The 16,101-nt window shown below is 73.7% G+C and carries 16 protein-coding genes; 5 read left to right on the top strand and 11 right to left on the bottom strand.

The features are described 5' to 3' along the window. Positions 1-150 precede the first annotated feature (150 nt). From VM95_RS20630 to VM95_RS20620, 3 genes are all read right to left on the bottom strand, one after another. Positions 151-942, bottom strand: a complete 792-nt coding sequence (locus tag VM95_RS20630; RefSeq protein WP_045699005.1) for a DUF3710 domain-containing protein — start codon at positions 940-942, stop codon at positions 151-153. 69 nt (positions 943-1,011) lie between these two features. Further along, positions 1,012-1,479, bottom strand: a complete 468-nt coding sequence (gene dut / locus VM95_RS20625) for a dUTP diphosphatase (protein ID WP_045698974.1) — start codon at positions 1,477-1,479, stop codon at positions 1,012-1,014. Further along, positions 1,476-2,015 carry a PaaI family thioesterase gene (locus VM95_RS20620; RefSeq protein ID WP_045699004.1) on the bottom strand — a complete coding sequence of 180 codons (540 nt, stop codon included), beginning with the start codon at positions 2,013-2,015 and terminating at the stop codon, positions 1,476-1,478. Before VM95_RS20620 ends, dut begins: the two co-directional genes overlap by 4 nt. Before the next feature lie 202 nt (positions 2,016-2,217). On the opposite strand from VM95_RS20620, the gene VM95_RS20615 reads away from it, so the two are divergent. After that, positions 2,218-2,667, top strand: coding sequence for a DUF3093 domain-containing protein (locus tag VM95_RS20615; protein WP_425265334.1), 450 nt, complete (start codon positions 2,218-2,220; stop codon positions 2,665-2,667). A 267-nt stretch (positions 2,668-2,934) separates the two neighbouring features. Here VM95_RS20615 and VM95_RS20610 read toward each other — a convergent pair whose 3' ends face one another. From VM95_RS20610 to VM95_RS20595, 4 genes are all read right to left on the bottom strand, one after another. Continuing rightward, a complete protein-coding gene (locus VM95_RS20610; protein WP_030285479.1) occupies positions 2,935-3,234 on the bottom strand; it encodes a DUF4193 domain-containing protein in 300 nt (99 codons plus the stop codon). A gap of 472 nt (positions 3,235-3,706) precedes the next feature. Continuing rightward, entirely contained in the window at positions 3,707-4,690 is a 984-nt protein-coding gene (locus VM95_RS20605) for an acyl-ACP desaturase (protein ID WP_045708358.1), read from the bottom strand. A gap of 249 nt (positions 4,691-4,939) precedes the next feature. Beyond that, positions 4,940-6,250, bottom strand: a complete 1,311-nt coding sequence (locus VM95_RS20600; protein WP_045698966.1) for a sensor histidine kinase — start codon at positions 6,248-6,250, stop codon at positions 4,940-4,942. A gap of 77 nt (positions 6,251-6,327) precedes the next feature. Next, positions 6,328-6,981: a response regulator transcription factor gene (locus VM95_RS20595; protein ID WP_030057689.1), complete on the bottom strand. Its 654-nt coding sequence runs from the start codon at positions 6,979-6,981 to the stop codon at positions 6,328-6,330. A 444-nt stretch (positions 6,982-7,425) separates the two neighbouring features. Here VM95_RS20595 and VM95_RS20590 point away from each other — a divergent pair, with 444 nt between their 5' ends. Then, a complete protein-coding gene (locus tag VM95_RS20590; protein ID WP_030057688.1) occupies positions 7,426-7,611 on the top strand; it encodes a hypothetical protein in 186 nt (61 codons plus the stop codon). Between the two features lie 120 nt (positions 7,612-7,731). Here VM95_RS20590 and VM95_RS20585 read toward each other — a convergent pair whose 3' ends face one another. Together VM95_RS20585 and VM95_RS20580 are read right to left on the bottom strand one after the other, a co-directional pair. Further along, positions 7,732-8,550, bottom strand: coding sequence for an inositol monophosphatase family protein (locus tag VM95_RS20585; RefSeq protein ID WP_045698963.1), 819 nt, complete (start codon positions 8,548-8,550; stop codon positions 7,732-7,734). Between the two features lie 67 nt (positions 8,551-8,617). After that, entirely contained in the window at positions 8,618-9,775 is a 1,158-nt protein-coding gene (locus tag VM95_RS20580) for a ferrochelatase (protein ID WP_045698961.1), read from the bottom strand. Between the two features lie 135 nt (positions 9,776-9,910). Here VM95_RS20580 and VM95_RS20575 point away from each other — a divergent pair, with 135 nt between their 5' ends. Beyond that, on the top strand, positions 9,911-11,167 hold the full coding sequence (locus tag VM95_RS20575) for an MFS transporter (RefSeq protein WP_107073024.1): 1,257 nt from the start codon (positions 9,911-9,913) through the stop codon (positions 11,165-11,167). A gap of 87 nt (positions 11,168-11,254) precedes the next feature. Further along, positions 11,255-12,577 carry a D-arabinono-1,4-lactone oxidase gene (locus VM95_RS20570; RefSeq protein ID WP_045698959.1) on the top strand — a complete coding sequence of 441 codons (1,323 nt, stop codon included), beginning with the start codon at positions 11,255-11,257 and terminating at the stop codon, positions 12,575-12,577. Here the strand turns inward: VM95_RS20570 and VM95_RS20565 are convergent, their stop codons facing one another. Then, a complete protein-coding gene (locus VM95_RS20565) occupies positions 12,578-13,429 on the bottom strand; it encodes a hypothetical protein (RefSeq protein ID WP_208615495.1) in 852 nt (283 codons plus the stop codon). It lies immediately after the preceding gene. Between the two features lie 518 nt (positions 13,430-13,947). Between VM95_RS20565 and sepH the strand changes: the two genes are divergently transcribed. Continuing rightward, the gene (gene sepH / locus VM95_RS20560; protein WP_078860244.1) at positions 13,948-15,030 is read left to right on the top strand and encodes a septation protein SepH; all 1,083 of its coding nucleotides are present in this window, start codon (positions 13,948-13,950) and stop codon (positions 15,028-15,030) included. A 100-nt stretch (positions 15,031-15,130) separates the two neighbouring features. On the opposite strand, the gene VM95_RS20555 is transcribed toward sepH, so the two are convergent. Further along, complete coding sequence (locus VM95_RS20555) at positions 15,131-16,006, bottom strand: sulfurtransferase (protein ID WP_107073026.1); 876 nt, start codon at positions 16,004-16,006, stop codon at positions 15,131-15,133. Between the last annotated feature and the right edge of the window lie 95 nt (positions 16,007-16,101).

Below are 16,101 nucleotides of genomic sequence, written 5' to 3'. Positions count from 1 at the left end.
CCGGAGTTTCATTCATCGGATTCGCTTTCCGCCTTGTCGCCCCGGTCTCCCGCGGCGACTCCGGAACTGTACGGGGACGGGCACGCCACATGCAAATCGCCCCCGTCCGGGCTTCCGGACGGGGGCGATCGGCGAACGACCGGTGAACGGTCAGCGGACCTCGGTGATCTCCGGGCCGCGCGCGAACGGGTCGAGCGAGCCGAAGCGGTTCTCCGCGGTGGCAGCGGCCGCCCCGCCACCGTCCGCGACCATCTGGGCGTCCTCGGGAAGCTTCAGCACGATCGGGTCGCGCGGAGCCATCGGGCTCTCACCGCGCACGACGACCGTCTGACGGAAGACCTGCTCCAGGATGCCGGCCATCTCGGGCTGCACGGCGGCCTGGCCCGAGATCACGCCGCGCAGGAACCAGCGCGGCCCGTCGCAACCGACGAAGCGCACCAGCTGCACGCCCTGGGTGCCGTCCGGCAGCTGCACCGGTACCTGGGCGCGGAGGTGCCAGCCCAGCGGGCCCTCCTCCTCCTCGACGATGCCGCCCTGCGAGGTGATGCCGTTGGCGATCTCCTCGCGGACCTCCCCCCAGATGCCCTCCGACTTCGGGGCGGCGAAGGCCTGGAGCTGGATGGCGCTGTTGCCGAGCACGAGCGTCGCGGCGACGATCGCGTCACCGGCGACCTCGACGCGCAGCTCCATGCCCTCGACACCCGGGACCAGCAGGCCCCCGAGGTCGACGCGGCCCTCTTCGGGGTTCTCCAGCTCGGAGCTGTCCCACGGGCCGTCCGGCCGCGGGGCCGGCGGCAGGCCGACCTTGTCGGCCGGGTCCAGCTCGGTCACGTTCTCGCTCTCGGCGGAACCTTCGACGTCATCGGCCGTCTCGTCGGCGCTGATGGCGTCGTCGGCGAGCTGCTCGACAGCGTCCTCGCTCTTCTGGCGACGACGGAACACGGTCACTGTCCTTCCCGGTCCAAGACCGATGCGAATACCTGCTCGGCTTCCTGCGAGGCCGCGGGAATGCTAGACCGCGGCGTGGCCACCGGTCGACCCGAACCCGCCCTCGGCGCGTGCCGACCCCGGCAGCTCGGCCACCTCGTGGAAGCGGGCCTTCTCGACCTGCTGGATGACCAGCTGGGCGATCCGGTCCCCTCGGCGGAAGCTGACCCCCTCGCGCGGGTCCAGATTGACGACGATCACCTTGATCTCTCCACGGTACCCGGCATCGACCGTCCCCGGGGCGTTCACGAGGGCAACTCCGCAACGAGCTGCCAGCCCCGAGCGCGGGTGGACGAAGGCCGCGTAGCCGTCCGGGAGCGCGATCGCGATGCCGGTGGGCAGTACGGCCCGCTCGCCGGGGGCGAGTTCGGCGTCGACGGTGGTGCGCAGGTCGGCTCCCGCATCGCCGGGCTGCGCGTACGCGGGCAGCGGCAGCTCGGGGTCGATCCGCCGGATCAGGACGTCCAGTGGCTGGCGGGGGGTCTCGCTCAAGGGTTCACCTCAAAGGCTCGTGCGCGCATCATCAGCTTCGGGTCGTCGAGGATCCTCTCGATGTCCTCGGGACGACCGTGCGTGGTGAAGTGTTCCAGCTTGACCTGGATGAAGAGCGCCTGTGCCCGCACCGCGACCGGCCCGTCCGGTCCGCCGATCCGCGCCTCGGCGGCGCCGTACACCTTCCGTCCGTGCACTCCGGTCACCCGGGCGCGCAGGTGCAGCACCGAGTCGACGGGAACCGGGGAGAGGAAGTCGGTCTCCAGCCGGCCGGTCACGCCGGGGGCGTGCAGCAGCCAGTTGAGCGCGCCGAGGATCTCGTCCATGGCGGTGGTCAGCAGCCCGCCGTGGGCCAGGCCGGGGCCGCCCTGGTGGAAGTCGCGGACGGTGAACTCGGCGGTGACGTCGAGTCCTTCACCGGCTACCGCGTCGATCCGCAGGCCGCCGGGGTGCTGCGGGCCGCAGCCGAAGCAGTGCTCGTAGTGGGAGCCGATCCGGGTGCCGGGGGCGGGCGCGTCGGGGTGGCGCTCCGGCAGGACGGCGTCCGGCGGCGGGGTGGTGGGAGTGGTGGTGGGGGTGGAGGCGGCCGGAGCGGACGGCGTCGCGAGCGCCGGCCGGTCGGCGGGGGTGGTGGGGGTGGTCGTACCGGTCACGGGAGCCAACCCTACCCACCAGTAGCAAAGCCTCGGGCGGGGGCGGCGTGCCGCCGGGGCCGTCAGGGCGCCCACAATGGGGGGCATGTACGACGAACGCCTCACGGTGCCGCGCTCCTGGTGGCTGCTCCCGGTCGCAGTCGGCCTCACCCTCGCGCTGATCCTGATCCGGGTCGGCGGCCTGGCCGCACTGATCGGGCTGGTGGTCGGCGTGGCCGCCGGCGCGGTCGCGATCAGCAGCTACGGCTCCGCCCGGATCCGGGTGGTCCAGGGCTCGCTGGTGGCCGGCCCGGCCCGGATCCCGGTGGACGCCCTGGGCGCCGCCCAGGCGCTGAGCCCGGCCGAGGCCGCGGCCTGGCGCGGGCCGAAGGCCGATCCGCGCGCCTTCATGCTGCTGCGCAGCTACGTCCCGACCGCGCTGCGGGTCGAGGTGACCGATCCGGCCGACCCGACGCCGTACCTCTATCTGTCGACCCGCTCGCCGATGAAGCTGGCCGCGGCGCTGGAGGAGGCCCGTCGCGGCGCCCGTACCTGAGCACCAGGGGCGAGTGCCCGGACAGGACGACAACGGGCCCCGGAGAACCGGGGCCCGCCAAAACGGAGAGGGACGGTTCCGCGGCTGCGGGACCGTCCCTACGACTTCGTGCTGGCCGGCATGGCGCCGTCCGACTCCGTCCTACCGGCGCGCCGCCCGTGCGGGCGGCTCCCGGGTCTGCCGTCCGGCCCCGCTGCCCGGGGCCGGAAGGGACGGTGTGCCGGTCCCGCGGGAGCCGCGGGCGCCGGGCAATGTCCGCTGCGGTGCTCAGGCGCCGCAGTCCCGGCAGATCGGGTTGCCGTTCTTCTCGCTGTAGAGCTGGCTGCGGTGGTGCACCAGGAAGCAGCTCATGCAGGTGAACTCGTCCGCCTGCTTCGGGAGCACGCGGACGGCGAGCTCCTCGTTGGAGAGGTCGGCGCCCGGCAGTTCCATGCCCTCGGCCGCGTCGAACTCGTCGACGTCGACCGAGCTGCCGCCCTTGTCGTTCCGGCGAGCCTTGAGTTCCTCGATGCTGTCTTCGTTGAGCTCGTCGTCGGTCTTGCGTGGGGTGTCGTAGTCCGTTGCCATTGTTCGCTCTCCCCCTCCGGGTTGTGCGGTGTGTGCGGTATCTCCAGCGCACGTAACGCATGGGGGGTCGTTCTTGTGCCCGACCCGAGGGCGAGATTTTGCCTTACTTCAAGCCCTGTTACTCAATCGACACTCAGCCGGGGGGCCGTTGGGGTGATCCATCGGGGCGCGACGGGCCTCACGCTGGGCCATCGCCACCCGGCCCGGGAGCCGAATCTTCGGCCACGCACGGTGACCGGCGGGCGCTGCGGCACCCGCCGATTCCCTTGCCCACCAGGGGTGCCGCGCAATCCTCCGGGCGGGCCGGATGGCCGAATCCGGTCACGGACCGCGATCGACACCCCGAAGGGGATCATCACTCTCCGAGGTCGGTCGAAACCGTGGAGCGACACGGTGTGACCTTGGTCACGTTCAGAATGTTCCGGGGCAAACCGCGGAAAATCCACCCACTCCGACCGCCCCGGGAGCCGGCCTATTCGGCGGTCCGGCGGGCCGCCTGACGGGCCAGCCTGGCCTGCTGGCGCTCGTCGAAACGGCGCGCCTGGGTGTCCAGTCCGTCCAGGAAGGTCCCGAGTTCGTCCTGGGCCAGCAGGCCCTCCGCGCCGAGCCCGCCGAGCTCCATGACGCGCAGGTGGCGCAGCACCGGCTGCAGCACGTCGTCGTGGTGGATGCGCAGGTTGTACACCCCGCCGAGGGCGATCTGCGCGGCGGCGCGCTCGAAGCCGGGAATGCCGTGGCCGGGCATCCGGAAGTTGGTGACCACGTCGCGGACGGCGCTCATGGCCTCGTCGGGGGCGATCTCCAGGGCGGCCTTCAGCAGGTTCCGGTAGAAGACCATGTGCAGGTTCTCGTCGTTGGCGATCTTCGCCAGCAGCTGCTCGCACAGCGGGTCGCCGGCGTACCTGCCGGTGTTGCGGTGCGCGATGCGGGTGGCCAGCTCCTGGAAGGCCACGTACGCGACCGAGTGCAGCATGCTGTGCGCGTTGTCGGACTCGAAGCCCTCCGACATGTGGCTCATCCGGGCCCGCTCGAGCTCGACCGGGTCGACGGCCCGGGTGGCGAGCAGGAAGTCGCGGATGGCTATCCCGTGCCGGCCCTCCTCGGCGGTCCAGCGGTGCACCCAGGTGCCCCAGGCGCCCTCACGGCCGAACATGGTGGCGATCTCGTGGTGGTAGCTGGGCAGGTTGTCCTCGGTCAGCAGGTTCACGATCAGCGAGACCCGGCCCAGCGGCGTCACCCGGGACTGCTCCAGCGCCCAGGCCTCGCCGCCCAGCACTCCGTCGAAGTCGCGGCCCTGGCTCCACGGCACGTACTCGTGCGGCATCCACTCCTTGGCGACGGCCAGGTGGCGGTCGAGCTCCTTCTCCACGACCTCTTCGAGGGCCAGGATCAGTCGCGTGTCGGTCCAGCCGCTCGATCCGAGCGAGGTGCTGCTCTGCACTGGGGCGATGGTCACGGTCTTGCTCCCGGGAGACGGTCACGCGCGGGACGGGCGCGTTGGGCGGGCACTCGACGCTCCGCCGGAGGCACGGACTCGGGCACACCGGCGGACGCACTTACGGTTGCGTAGGTTACGACACCGTAAGTTGCCGGGGCGGGAAAAGACAAGCCGCCCCCGTCAGGCCTTATGTCGTCTTGACGGGCCTGACGGGGGCGGCTGGGAACGTGGCTGGTGGAGGCCGGTGCGCGGGGACCGGCGCGGTGGTCAGGGCTTCGGGATGCGCACCCGCATGGTGAGGCCGCCACCGGCGCGCGGGGTGGCCTCGATGGTGCCGCCGTGGGCGCGCACCACCGAGCGGACGATGGACAGGCCGAGCCCGACCCCCTTGTCGCTGCGGGTGCGGTCGGCGCCCTTGATCCGCCGGAACGGCTCGAAGATGTGCTCCAGCTCGTAGCCCGGCACCACCGGGCCGGTGTTGGAGACCACCAGCTCGCCGCCGCCGGGCACCTCGGCGGTGGCGAGCTCCACCCAGCCGCCGGGGGTGTTGTACCGGACGGCGTTCTGCAGCAGGTTCAGCGCGAGCCGCTCCAGCAGCACGCCGTTGCCCCCGACCACGGCCGGGTCGAGCTTCGAGCGCAGGTCGACCTCGCGCTTGTCGGCCTCGCCCCGGGTCTGCTCCAGCGCCCGGGTGGCCACCTCGGACAGCTCCACCGGACGGCGGTCGGTCAGCTCGTTCTCGCTGCGGGCGAGCAGCAGCAGGCCCTCGACCAGCTGCTCGCTGCGCTCGTTGGTCGCCAGCAGGGTCTTGCCGAGCTGCTGGAGGTCGGGCGAGGCGGCCGGGTCGGAGAGCTGGACCTCCAGCAGGGTGCGGTTGATCGCCAGCGGTGTGCGCAGCTCGTGCGAGGCGTTGGCGACGAAGCGGCGCTGGGAGTCGAAGGAGCGGTCCAGCCGGTCCAGCATCCCGTCGAAGGTGTCGGCGAGCTCCTTGAGCTCGTCGTCCGGGCCGTCCAGCTCGATCCGCCGGTGCAGGTCGGAGGAGGCGACGTCGCGGGCGGTGCGGGTGATCCGGCCGAGCGGGCGCAGCACCCGGCCGGCCAGCGCGTAGCCGGCCGCGAAGGCGATCACGGCGAGGCAGACCAGCACGGTGAGCGACTTCTGCAGCAGCGTGTTGAGCGCCGAGGTGGAGCGGGCCTCGTGGACGGCGGCGAGCGCGTCGTTCAGCTGTCCGCTGGACATCGGCTGGCCGTTGACCAGGAGGTTCGACGACACGCTGCCGTTGGCGTTGAGAACGCCGAAGTTGAACGGCTGCGGCGCCACGTCGTGCAGCGCCTGCCGGACGAAGAAGTACATCAGCAGCAGCAGCACGACGCCGGCCATCAGGAACATCCCGCCGTAGAGCAGGGTGAGCCGCATCCGGATGGTGGGGCGGAACGGCAGCCAGGCGAGCATCCCGTCGCCGGGCGCGTAGGTGTCCTGGCGGGGCTGGCGCGGCGGCAGGACGGGCTTGGGCGGAACGGGACGCGGGCCGCCGGCGGGCGCGCCGGAGGGCCCGCCGGCCGGGGGCGGGGTGGTCATGACGATCCTCTCGGGGCGTCCGCCGGGGCGGGCGCGGGGTTGCGACGGGGAGTGCGCCGGGGGGGCGGACTCCGTGGTCAGATCCGGTAGCCGGAGCCCGGCACGGTGACGATCACCGGCGGGTCGCCGAGCTTGCGGCGCAGCGTCATCACGGTGACGCGCACGACGTTGGTGAACGGGTCGGTGTGCTCGTCCCAGGCCTTCTCCAGCAGCTGCTCGGCGGAGACGACGGCGCCGCCGGCCCGCATCAGCACCTCCAGGACGGCGAACTCCTTGGGGGCGAGCTGGACGGTCCGGCCGTCCCGGATCACCTCGCGCCGGCCGGGGTCGAGCGAGATGCCGGCGCGCTCCAGCACCGGGGGCAGCGGGATGGTCGCGCGGCGGCCCAGCGCCCGCACCCGGGCGACGAGTTCGCTGAAGGCGAACGGCTTCGGAAGGTAGTCGTCGGCGCCGATCTCCAGGCCCTCGACCCGGTCGCTGATGTCGCCGGAGGCGGTCAGCATGATCACCCGGGTGGCGAGGCCCTGCTCGACGACCTTGCGGCAGACGTCGTCGCCGTGCACCAGCGGCAGGTCGCGGTCCAGGACGACCACGTCGTAGTCGTTGACCGCGATGCGCTGGAGCGCGGCCTCCCCGTCGTACACCACGTCGACGGCCATCGCCTCGCGCCGCAGGCCGGTGGCGACGGCCTCGGCGAGCAGCTGCTCGTCCTCGACGACGAGAACCCGCACGGTCGTTGTCCCTTCTCCAGGCCGGCCCCGGAAGCGGACGCGCGGCTCCGACGGTGCCCCCCATCCTGCCTGGTCCGGCGGTAAAGCAGCGATAAGCTGCCTCGCAGGCACGGAGCGTGCACCCCGGACGGTGACCGTTCGTGCCGGGACCGTTCCGCTTGGACTGTGACCCGGGCAACTTTCTCGCGCCGGGAGGTTTCCCGGCCCCGGGGGCGGGGAGGACAGCTGCACACCCGCGATCTGGCCGTCAGCCGATCGCACCCACCCGCCGTGCGTTCATCCGCGCCGGCCCTGGGGCTGGGACGTCACCGGGAGCGGCCGAGCGCCGTCTCCGCGTCCGACCGGAGATCCACCGCTTCGGCCCGGGCGCATTCACCGGCTGGACCACCATCTCGGGGCGGAGAGCGCACGACCGTGCACGTCCGACACAGTAAGGGGGCCCGTATGGACGCCTTCAAGGCCGGAATCCTGCAGCGCATAGCCAACGCGGAGCAGGACCTGCACCGCGCGATCGAGGCCGGGGACGAGTTCCTCGCCGAGGTGGAGCAGTCCGAGCTGGACGACCTCCGCCGGCTGGCCGCCGAGCACGGTGTGGACACCGTGCTGGAGCGCCACCGCACCGCCGCCTGACCCGACGCCGGTCCTCCGGCACCTGCGGCCCTGTGGGGGCCGTGCGAAACCCCAAGCCCTGGCACCCCCCGTATGCCAGGGCTCTTCGCATGCCGCAGACGCCCCCCCGGGTGCGGCGGGTCAGTCCGCCCAGGCGCGCAGCGCGGCCAGCCGCTCCTGCAGCGGCTGGTACACGCCCGGGGCGGCGGCCACGGTCAGGTCGCCGTCCGGGCCGTGGCCGGGGCGGCCGCCGGTCAGGGCACCGGCCTCGGTGGCGATCAGGCAGCCGGCCGCGCGGTCCCAGGGGGCGAGGCCGCGCTCGTAGTAGCCGTCCAGCCGCCCGGCGGCGACGTCGCACAGGTCGACGGCGGCGGCCCCGGCCCGGCGGACGTCCCGCACCTCGGGCATCAGCGCCAGCAGCACCTCGGCCTGGCGCACCCGCACCGACTGCACGTAGTTGAAGCCGGTGCCGATCAGCGCCTGGCCCCAGGGCGGCGCCGGGCGGGTGGAGACCGGCCGGCCGTTCAACCGGGCGCCCCGGCCGAGGACGGCGTGGAACAGCTCCTCGCGCGCCGGGGCGTAGACCACACCGACGACCGCCCGGCCGTCCAGCTCGGCGGCCACGCTGACCGCCCAGGAGGGCAGCCCGTACAGGTAGTTGACCGTTCCGTCGAGCGGGTCGACCACCCAGCGCACCCCGCTGCTGCCGGGCCGCTCGGCGCCCTCCTCGCCGAGGTAGCCGTCCTCGGGGCGGCGCTCGGTGATCAGCTCCAGGACGAGCTTCTCGGAGGCGAGGTCCATCTCGGTCACCACGTCGACCGGGCTGCTCTTGGTGCCGGCCACGCCGAGGTCGGCGGGGCGGCCGTCGCGCAGCAGGGCGCCGGCCTGCCGGGCCGCGTCCAGGGCGACGTCCAGCAGGTCGTCGAGGAGCCGGTCGTCGGGCAGGGCGGGGGCGGTCACGGGGGTTCTCCTCCGGTGCGGCGGTGCGGTGCGGTGCTGTGCGGCGGACGGTACGGCGGGGCGGGTGTCAGCGCTCGGCGACGGCCGGGCGCGGGGCGCGCGGGTTGGGGCAGCAGGCCACCGCGCACACGTCGTGGCTGGGGCCGAGGGCGCCCAGCGCGCAGCGGGTCACGCGCTCGCCGCGCTCGGTGGCGGCCCGCTCCAGGACGAGCTCGCGCACCGCGGCGGTGAACCGCGGGTCGGCGCCCACGGTGGCGGCGCGGGCCACCGGCAGGCCGAGTTCGGCGGCCTTGGCGACGGCCTCGGTGTCGAGGTCGTACTTGACCTCCATGTGGTCCGAGACGAAGCCGATCGGGACCATCACCACGGCGGGCGCGCCCTCGGCGTGCCGCGCCGCCAGGTGGTCGCAGATGTCGGGTTCCAGCCACGGGATGTGCGGGGCGCCGCTGCGGCTCTGGTACACCAGCTCCCACGGCCGGTCGGCGACGCCGGTGCGCTCGGCGACGGCCGCGGCGATGAGCCGGGCCACGTCCAGGTGCTGGGCGACGTACGCGCCGCCGGGGCGGCCGCGGGCCGGGTCGTCCGGGGCGCCGGAGGCCTCGGCCATCGCCTCCGGGATGGAGTGGGTGGTGAAGGCGATCCGGGCGCCGGGGCGGACGGCCTCGGGCAGCTCGTCCAGGGCGGCCAGGGTGGCGTCGATCATCGGCTCGACGAAGCCGGGGTGGTTGTAGAAGTGCCGCAGCTTGTCGACGGTGAGCGCCGGCCCGCCCTCCTCGGCGAGCGCGGCCAGCGCGTCGGCCAGGTTCTCCCGGTACTGGCGGCAGCCCGAGTAGCCGGCGTAGGCGCTGGTGGCGAGCACGGCGATCCGGCGGTGGCCGTCCGCGGCCATCTCCCGCAGGGCGTCCACCAGGTAGGGGGCCCAGTTCCGGTTGCCCCAGTACACCGGCAGGTCCAGCCCGTGCTCGGCGAAGTCCTTGCGCAGCGCGGCGAGCAGCTCGCGGTTCTGCTCGTTGATCGGGCTGACCCCGCCGAACAGGAAGTAGTGCCGGCCGACCTCCTTCAGCCGCTCCTTGGGGATGCCCCGGCCCCGGGTGACGTTCTCCAGGAACGGGACGACGCCCTCGGGGGCCTCGGGCCCGCCGAAGGAGAGCAGCAGCAGGGCGTCGTACGGCCGTGTCGCAGCGGGAGCGGCGCCGGACGGTGAGGGTTTGCGCGCGTCGGACATGGCACCGATCCTGCCACTGAGGGGCCGGGCGCCGTCGCCGGGACCGCGCGGGCTGTCCGGAAAATACTGTTTGCCAACGTACGTAAGCTGTCTTTACCAGCATCGTTCCTTACCCTCCCCGTCCGGAGCTCCCCCGTGCTCTCCAGCTACCGCCGGATCTTCGCCGCCCCCGGCACCCTGGCGTTCTCCTCCACCGGCTTCATATCCCGGATGCCGATCTCCATGACCGGGATCGGCATCGTCACCATGCTGTCCCAGCTGCGCGGCTCCTACGGGGTCGCCGGCCTGGTCTCCGCGACCCTGGCCGTCTCCGCCGCCGTCCTCGGACCGCAGGTCTCCCGGCTGGTCGACCGGCACGGGCAGGCCCGGATCATCGTCCCCGCCATGGCGCTCACCATCGCCTCCGTGGTCGGCCTGCTGCTCTGCGCCCGACTGGACGCCCCGGACTGGACGCTGTTCGTCTTCGCCGCCGGCATGGGCGTCATGCCCAGCACCGGTGCCATGGTCCGCGCCCGCTGGGCCCACCTCTACCGCGACGACGCCGACCGGCTGCACACCGCCTACTCCTTCGAGGCCGTCGTCGACGAGGTCTGCTTCATCGTCGGCCCGATCCTCTCCATCGGCCTGGCCACCTCCGTCTTCCCCGAGGCCGGCGTGCTGCTCGCCGGGATCTTCCTCGCCCTCGGCGTGCTGCTGTTCGCCGGGCAGCGCTCCACCGAGCCGCCCGTCCACCCGGCCGCCCGGCACGAGGGCGGCTCGGTCATCCTCAACCGCGGCCTCCAGGTGCTGATCCTGACCTTCGTCGCCACCGGCGCGATCTTCGGCTCGGTCGAGGTCGTCACCGTCGCCTTCGCCGAGGCCCAGGGGCACAAGTCGATCTCCAGCGTGGTCCTGGCCCTCTGGGCGCTCGGCTCCTGCCTGGCCGGCGTCGTCTACGGCACCCTCAAGCTCACCGGCTCGCTCGCCGTGCGCTTCTTCGGCGGCGTGGTGTTCATGGCGGTCAGCATGGTGCCGCTGGTCCTGGTCGCCCACGCGGTGCACGGCATCGGCGGGCTGGTCGCGGTCGGCGCCGCGCTGCTGGTCGCCGGCATCGCCATATCCCCCACCCTGATCAGCGCGATGGCGCTGGTCGAACGGCTCGTCCCGGCCGCCCAGCTGACCGAGGGCATGACCTGGACCACCACCGGGCTCGCCCTCGGCGTCGCCGTCGGCTCCTCCGCCGCCGGCTGGGTGGTCGACGCCTCCGGCGCCGCCGCCGGCTACTGGGTGCCGCTCACCGCCGGCGTCCTCGGCGTGCTCGCCGCCCTCGCCGGCCTCGGCCGGCTGCGCGCCGGGCTCACCGACCAGGGGGCGGACGCCCCCGGGGCACAACCCGTAGACGCCGAACGGTGAGCTGACTAATCTCTCGCCCTACCCGTGGGCCCACCTACCCATGGGTAGGGCGGCGTGCCGCCGCCCCACGACGGAGGAGGCAGCGCCATGCCCCAGGCCAGCACCGCGACCCCCACCCGCTGGACCAACTGGGCCGGCAACCAGAGCGCCCGCCCCACCCGGACGGCCACCCCCGGCACCCCGCAGGAGCTCGCCAAGGAGATCCTGCGCGCCGCCGACCAGGGCCGCACCGTCAAGGCCGCCGGCTCCGGACACTCCTTCACCGCCATCGCCTCCCCCGGCGACGGCCTGCTGCTGCGGCCCCACGCGCTCACCGCCGTCCGCGGGATCGACCGCGCGGCCGGCACCGTCACCGTCGAGTCCGGCCTCCCGCTGCACCGCCTCAACCGGCTGCTCGCCGCCGAGGGCCTGTCCCTCACCAACATGGGCGACATCGAGGTCCAGACCGTGGCCGGCGCCACCAGCACCGGCACCCACGGCACCGGCCGCGACTCCGGCTCGCTCGCCGCCCAGATCCGCGCCCTGGAGATCGTCCTCGCCGACGGCACCGTCCGGACCTGCTCCCCCACCGAGCACCCCCGGCTCTTCCAGGGCGCCCGGCTCGGCCTCGGCGCCCTCGGCGTGATCACCGCGCTCACCCTCGCCGTCGAACCGGCCTTCCTGCTCACCGCGCACGAGCAGCCGATGGCCTTCGACGAGGTGCTGGAGCGCCTCGACGACCTCACCGCCGTCAACGAGCACTTCGAGTTCTACTGGTTCCCGCACACCGACCGCTGCTCCACCAAGCGCAACAACCGCAGCCAGGGCCCGGCCGCCCCGCTGCCCCGGTTCAAGGAGTGGCTGGAGGACGACTTCCTCTCCAACACCGTCTGGGAGGGCGCCTGCCGGGTCGGCCGCCGCTTCCCCGGCTCCATCCCGACCATCGCCGGGCTGGCCAGCCGCGCCTGGTCCGAGCGCAGCTTCACCGACACCGCGTACAAGGTGTTCACCAGCCCGCGCAAGGTCCGCTTCGTGGAGATGGAGTACGCCGTCCCGCGCGCCGCCGTCGCCGAGGTGCTGCGCGAACTGAAGGCCCTGGTCGAACGCTCCCGCTGGAAGGTCAGCTTCCCCGTCGAGGTGCGCTTCGCCCCCGCCGACGACCTGTGGCTGTCCACCGCCTCCGGCCGGGACACCGCCTACATCGCCGTCCACCTCTACCGGGGCACCGCCGACCAGGGCTACTTCACCGGCGTCGAACAGCTGATGACCGCCCACCAGGGCCGCCCGCACTGGGGCAAGCTGCACACCCGCGACGCCGAGTACCTGGCCGGCGTCTACCCGCACTTCGCCGACTTCACCGCCCTGCGCGACGAGGTCGACCCGCGGCGCGTCTTCGGCAACGACCACCTGCGCCGCGTCCTCGGCGAGTAGTCAGGACGCGGCGGTCGGCGCCGGCGCCACCGTCCGGTCCGCCGGCGCACCGGACGGCACGGGCGGCTGCGGGGTGGCCTCGCCGGTGGGCTTCCCGCCGCCCGCGGACGGGGAGGCGCCGGCGGACGGCGACGCGCTCGGGCTCGGGTTCGGGTTCGGGTTCGGGCTCGCCGTGGGCGACCCGCCGGGGTCGGTGCTCGGGGTGCCGCTCGGCTCCCGGCCCGGCCGCGGGCTCGCCGGGGCCGAGGCGCCGCCGGACGGCGCGTCCGCCGGGCCGCGCCCGCCGCCCCCGGGGGAGGACGGCCGCTCGGCCGGGGCGTCCTGCGGGGTCGAGGACCTGGGCGTCACCGTGCCGCCGAAGGACGTCCCGTTCCCGGACTCGCCCTTCACCGTCGCGGACACCGGCTGCCCGGTGGCCAGTTCGAACGCCGTGATCGGCACCATCGCCAGCACGAACACCAGGCCGGACACCGCGGCGTAGGACTTCCACGTCCACCGCCGCCGGGCCCGCACCACCTGCGGCTCGTTCCACTCCGCCGAGATCGCCGGTGGCACCTCGGGCTCGGCCGGCACCTGGCGCAGCGTGTTCGCGGTCTGGTTCGGCCCCCGGTCCACCGCGTCGCGCAGCTGCTCGCCGGTCCGCCGGAACAGGTGCTGGAACACCGCGCCGCCGGTGGTCGCCCCGACGCTCACCACCGCGGCGCCCATGATCGTGCCGTACACCCCGAGTTCGGAGGCCAGCACCGCCCCCACCACCGCGGCCAACGCGCTCGCCGCGACCTGAGCCACACTCAGATCGATCCGCTTGCGCTCGTCCTTGCCGCCCTCCTCGGCGGGGCTCCGCTCCGGCATCAACATCCCTCGGTCCGTACGACTGTCCCTTCGAACAAGTCACTCCATCTTGCCCAAAGAAGGACACAAGGGGCGAAAATGCGGTTCTCCGCCTCCGGATTGTGTGAAGATGATCACCGTTCATCCGCCGGTGGTACGCCACCGAAGGCGCGCGCTCTTGAGATTCCCGTGAATCGCGGGAGACTTGAGCGGCGAGCCGCCCCTCCGGATGCCACGAATGGAGTACTGTTCGTAAGGCCTGAGCCTTGGATCGACTTGTCGACTGCGCCTACACCGGCAGCTTGACGAAGAGCCACGGAACAGGCACGCACGGCGACGCCGGTCCCGGATCGTCGCGAACACTCCGTGTGCGAGGACGGCCGGGACACCCAGGCGCGACGTCGACGGATGACGTGGCAAAAAGGCAACCGTGCCACAGCGGCATGCGCGGGCGTGAGCCCGACACGCCGGGGAACTCAGCAAGGTTGTGGCCAGTCGCCAACGGGCAGGCCACACTCAGTACGGGAGCAGCGACGCAGGTGACGTCGGCAGGCACCACCCGGGAGGTAACCGTGCCCGAACTGCGGGTTGTGGCCGTCAGCAACGACGGGACACGGCTGGTGCTCAAGGCTGCCGACAGCACGGAGTACACCCTCCCCATCGACGAGCGGCTGCGCGCCGCCATCCGCGGCGACCGGCCGCGCCTCGGCCAGATCGAGATCGAGGTCGAGAGCCACCTGCGCCCCCGGGACATCCAGGCCCGGATACGAGCCGGTGCCTCCGCCGAGGAGGTCGCCCAGGCCGCCGGCATCTCGGTCGACCGGGTCCGCCGCTTCGAAGGCCCGGTCCTCGCCGAGCGCGCCTTCATGGCCGAGCGCGCCCGCAAGACCGCCATCCGCCGGGGCGGCGAGACCACCGGGCCGCAGCTCGGCGAGGCCGTCGCCGAGCGGCTCGCGCTGCGCGGCGCCGAGAAGGACACCGAACGCTGGGACTCCTGGCGGCGCGACGACGGCACCTGGGAGGTCATCCTCTCCTACCGTGCCGACGGCGAGGGCCGCAGCGCCTCCTGGACGTACGACCCGCCCCGCCGCCTGGTCCAGCCCAACGACGACGAGGCCCGCGCGCTGATCGGCGAGAACGTCGAGCGCGAGGAGGAATCGGTCTTCCCGTTCATCCCGCGGATCGCCCGGCTCCCCCAGGACCGGCCGCCCCGCCCGATGATCGACCGGCCCTCCGCCGACCGCATCATGTCGGCCCGCGAGGTCCGCGAGTCGCGCGAGGCCACCGCCGAGTCCCGGGACTCGCTGACCAGCCTGCTCGACGTCGTGCCCGCCTTCCGCGGCGACCTCGCGGTCGGCGGCCCCACCCCGATCGAACCGGTGCCCGCCGAGGTCGCCGAGGAGAACGAGGAACCGGCCGCGGCGGCCGCCGCCCCGGCGGTCGGCGCGGGCTCGGCCTACGCCGACATCCTGATGCCGCGCGCCGTCGCCCCGCACCGCGAGCGACTGGTCGGCACCACCGACCGGCAGGCCGAGGCGGACGGCGTCCGGCCCGGCCGGCGGGCCACCGTGCCCAGCTGGGACGAGATCGTCTTCGGCAGCCGGCGCAAGAAGCAGGAGTAGCAGGACGAACGGTGAAGGGGCGGGAGGCCATCGGCTTCCCGCCCCTTCACCGTTCACCGGTCCCGCCGTTCACCCGTCCCGACGTTCACCGGTCCCGGGGTCAGCCCGGCTGCTCCGTCACCGCCACCGGGCGGCTCTCGTCGCTCGACCACTCGCTCCACGAGCCCGGGTACAGGGTGGCGGACAGGCCCGCCGCCTCCAGCGCCAGGATCTGGTGCGCCGCCGTCACGCCCGAACCGCAGTACACCGCCGTCTCCCGCTCCCCCGCGCCCAGCGCGCGGAACCGGGCCGCCAGCTCGACGGCCGGCCGGAACCGCCCGTCCGGGCCCACGTTCTCGGCGGTCGGCGCCGACACCGCGCCCGGGATGTGCCCGGCCTTCGGATCCACCGGCTCCGTCTCGCCCCGGTAGCGCTCGCCCGACCGCGCGTCCAGCAGCAGACCGGCGCGGGCCCAGGCCGCGGCGCCGTCCGCGTCCACCGTGGGCAGCTGCCCCGGCACCGGCTTGAAGTCGCCCTCGGCCGGCTCCGGCAGTTCGGCCGTCACCGGCAGGCCCGCCGCCCGCCAGGCCGCGAAGCCGCCGTCCAGCACCCGGACGTCCCGGTGCCCCGCCCAGCGCAGCAGCCACCACGCGCGAGCCGCCGCCATCGAGGCCGCGCCGTCGTACACCACGACCGGGCGGTCGCCGCTCACCCCGAAGCGGCGCATCGCCGCGCCGAACTCCTCCGGATCCGGCAGCGGATGCCGCCCGCCCCGGCCGGGGGCACCGGGCGGGGCCGCGAGGTCCCGGTCCAGCTCGACGAAGTGGGCACCGGGCAGGTGCCCGGCGGCGTACTCCTCGGCGGCGGTCGGGCCGCCCGGCACGGCACCGACCAGCTGGTAGCGCACGTCCAGCAGCACCGGCGGGCGGGCCGAGCCGAGCGCCCGCGCCAACTCGGCCGCGGAGATCAGCGGAGAACCGTCGTTGAAGGTGGTCATGCCGGCCATTGTCGCGCAGCACCGGGCCCGGGGCGTGCCGTCCGGACCCCTTCCGGGCGGGGCGCACCCGACGCGCCGCTCTTTGTGCGCTCTTT

It is taken from the genome of Streptomyces rubellomurinus (assembly GCF_000961885.1).
GTDB lineage: Bacteria > Actinomycetota > Actinomycetes > Streptomycetales > Streptomycetaceae > Kitasatospora > Kitasatospora rubellomurina.
Note: the sequence above shows the minus strand (reverse complement) of the source record. Positions and strands in the feature narration are given on the sequence as shown.

What these genes read in the sequence shown, in the direction of transcription:
- VM95_RS20600 (WP_045698966.1), bottom strand. Translation starts at nt 6,250, where the DNA reads ATGACCACCCCGCCCCCGGCCGGCGGGCCCTCCGGCGCGCCCGCCGGC.
- VM95_RS20570 (WP_045698959.1), top strand. Translation starts at nt 11,255, where the DNA reads ATGCCCCAGGCCAGCACCGCGACCCCCACCCGCTGGACCAACTGGGCC.
- VM95_RS20565 (WP_208615495.1), bottom strand. Translation starts at nt 13,429, where the DNA reads ATGCCGGAGCGGAGCCCCGCCGAGGAGGGCGGCAAGGACGAGCGCAAG.
- VM95_RS20610 (WP_030285479.1), bottom strand. Translation starts at nt 3,234, where the DNA reads ATGGCAACGGACTACGACACCCCACGCAAGACCGACGACGAGCTCAAC.
- VM95_RS20580 (WP_045698961.1), bottom strand. Translation starts at nt 9,775, where the DNA reads ATGTCCGACGCGCGCAAACCCTCACCGTCCGGCGCCGCTCCCGCTGCG.
- VM95_RS20590 (WP_030057688.1), top strand. Translation starts at nt 7,426, where the DNA reads ATGGACGCCTTCAAGGCCGGAATCCTGCAGCGCATAGCCAACGCGGAG.
- VM95_RS20555 (WP_107073026.1), bottom strand. Translation starts at nt 16,006, where the DNA reads ATGACCACCTTCAACGACGGTTCTCCGCTGATCTCCGCGGCCGAGTTG.
- VM95_RS20615 (WP_425265334.1), top strand. Translation starts at nt 2,218, where the DNA reads ATGTACGACGAACGCCTCACGGTGCCGCGCTCCTGGTGGCTGCTCCCG.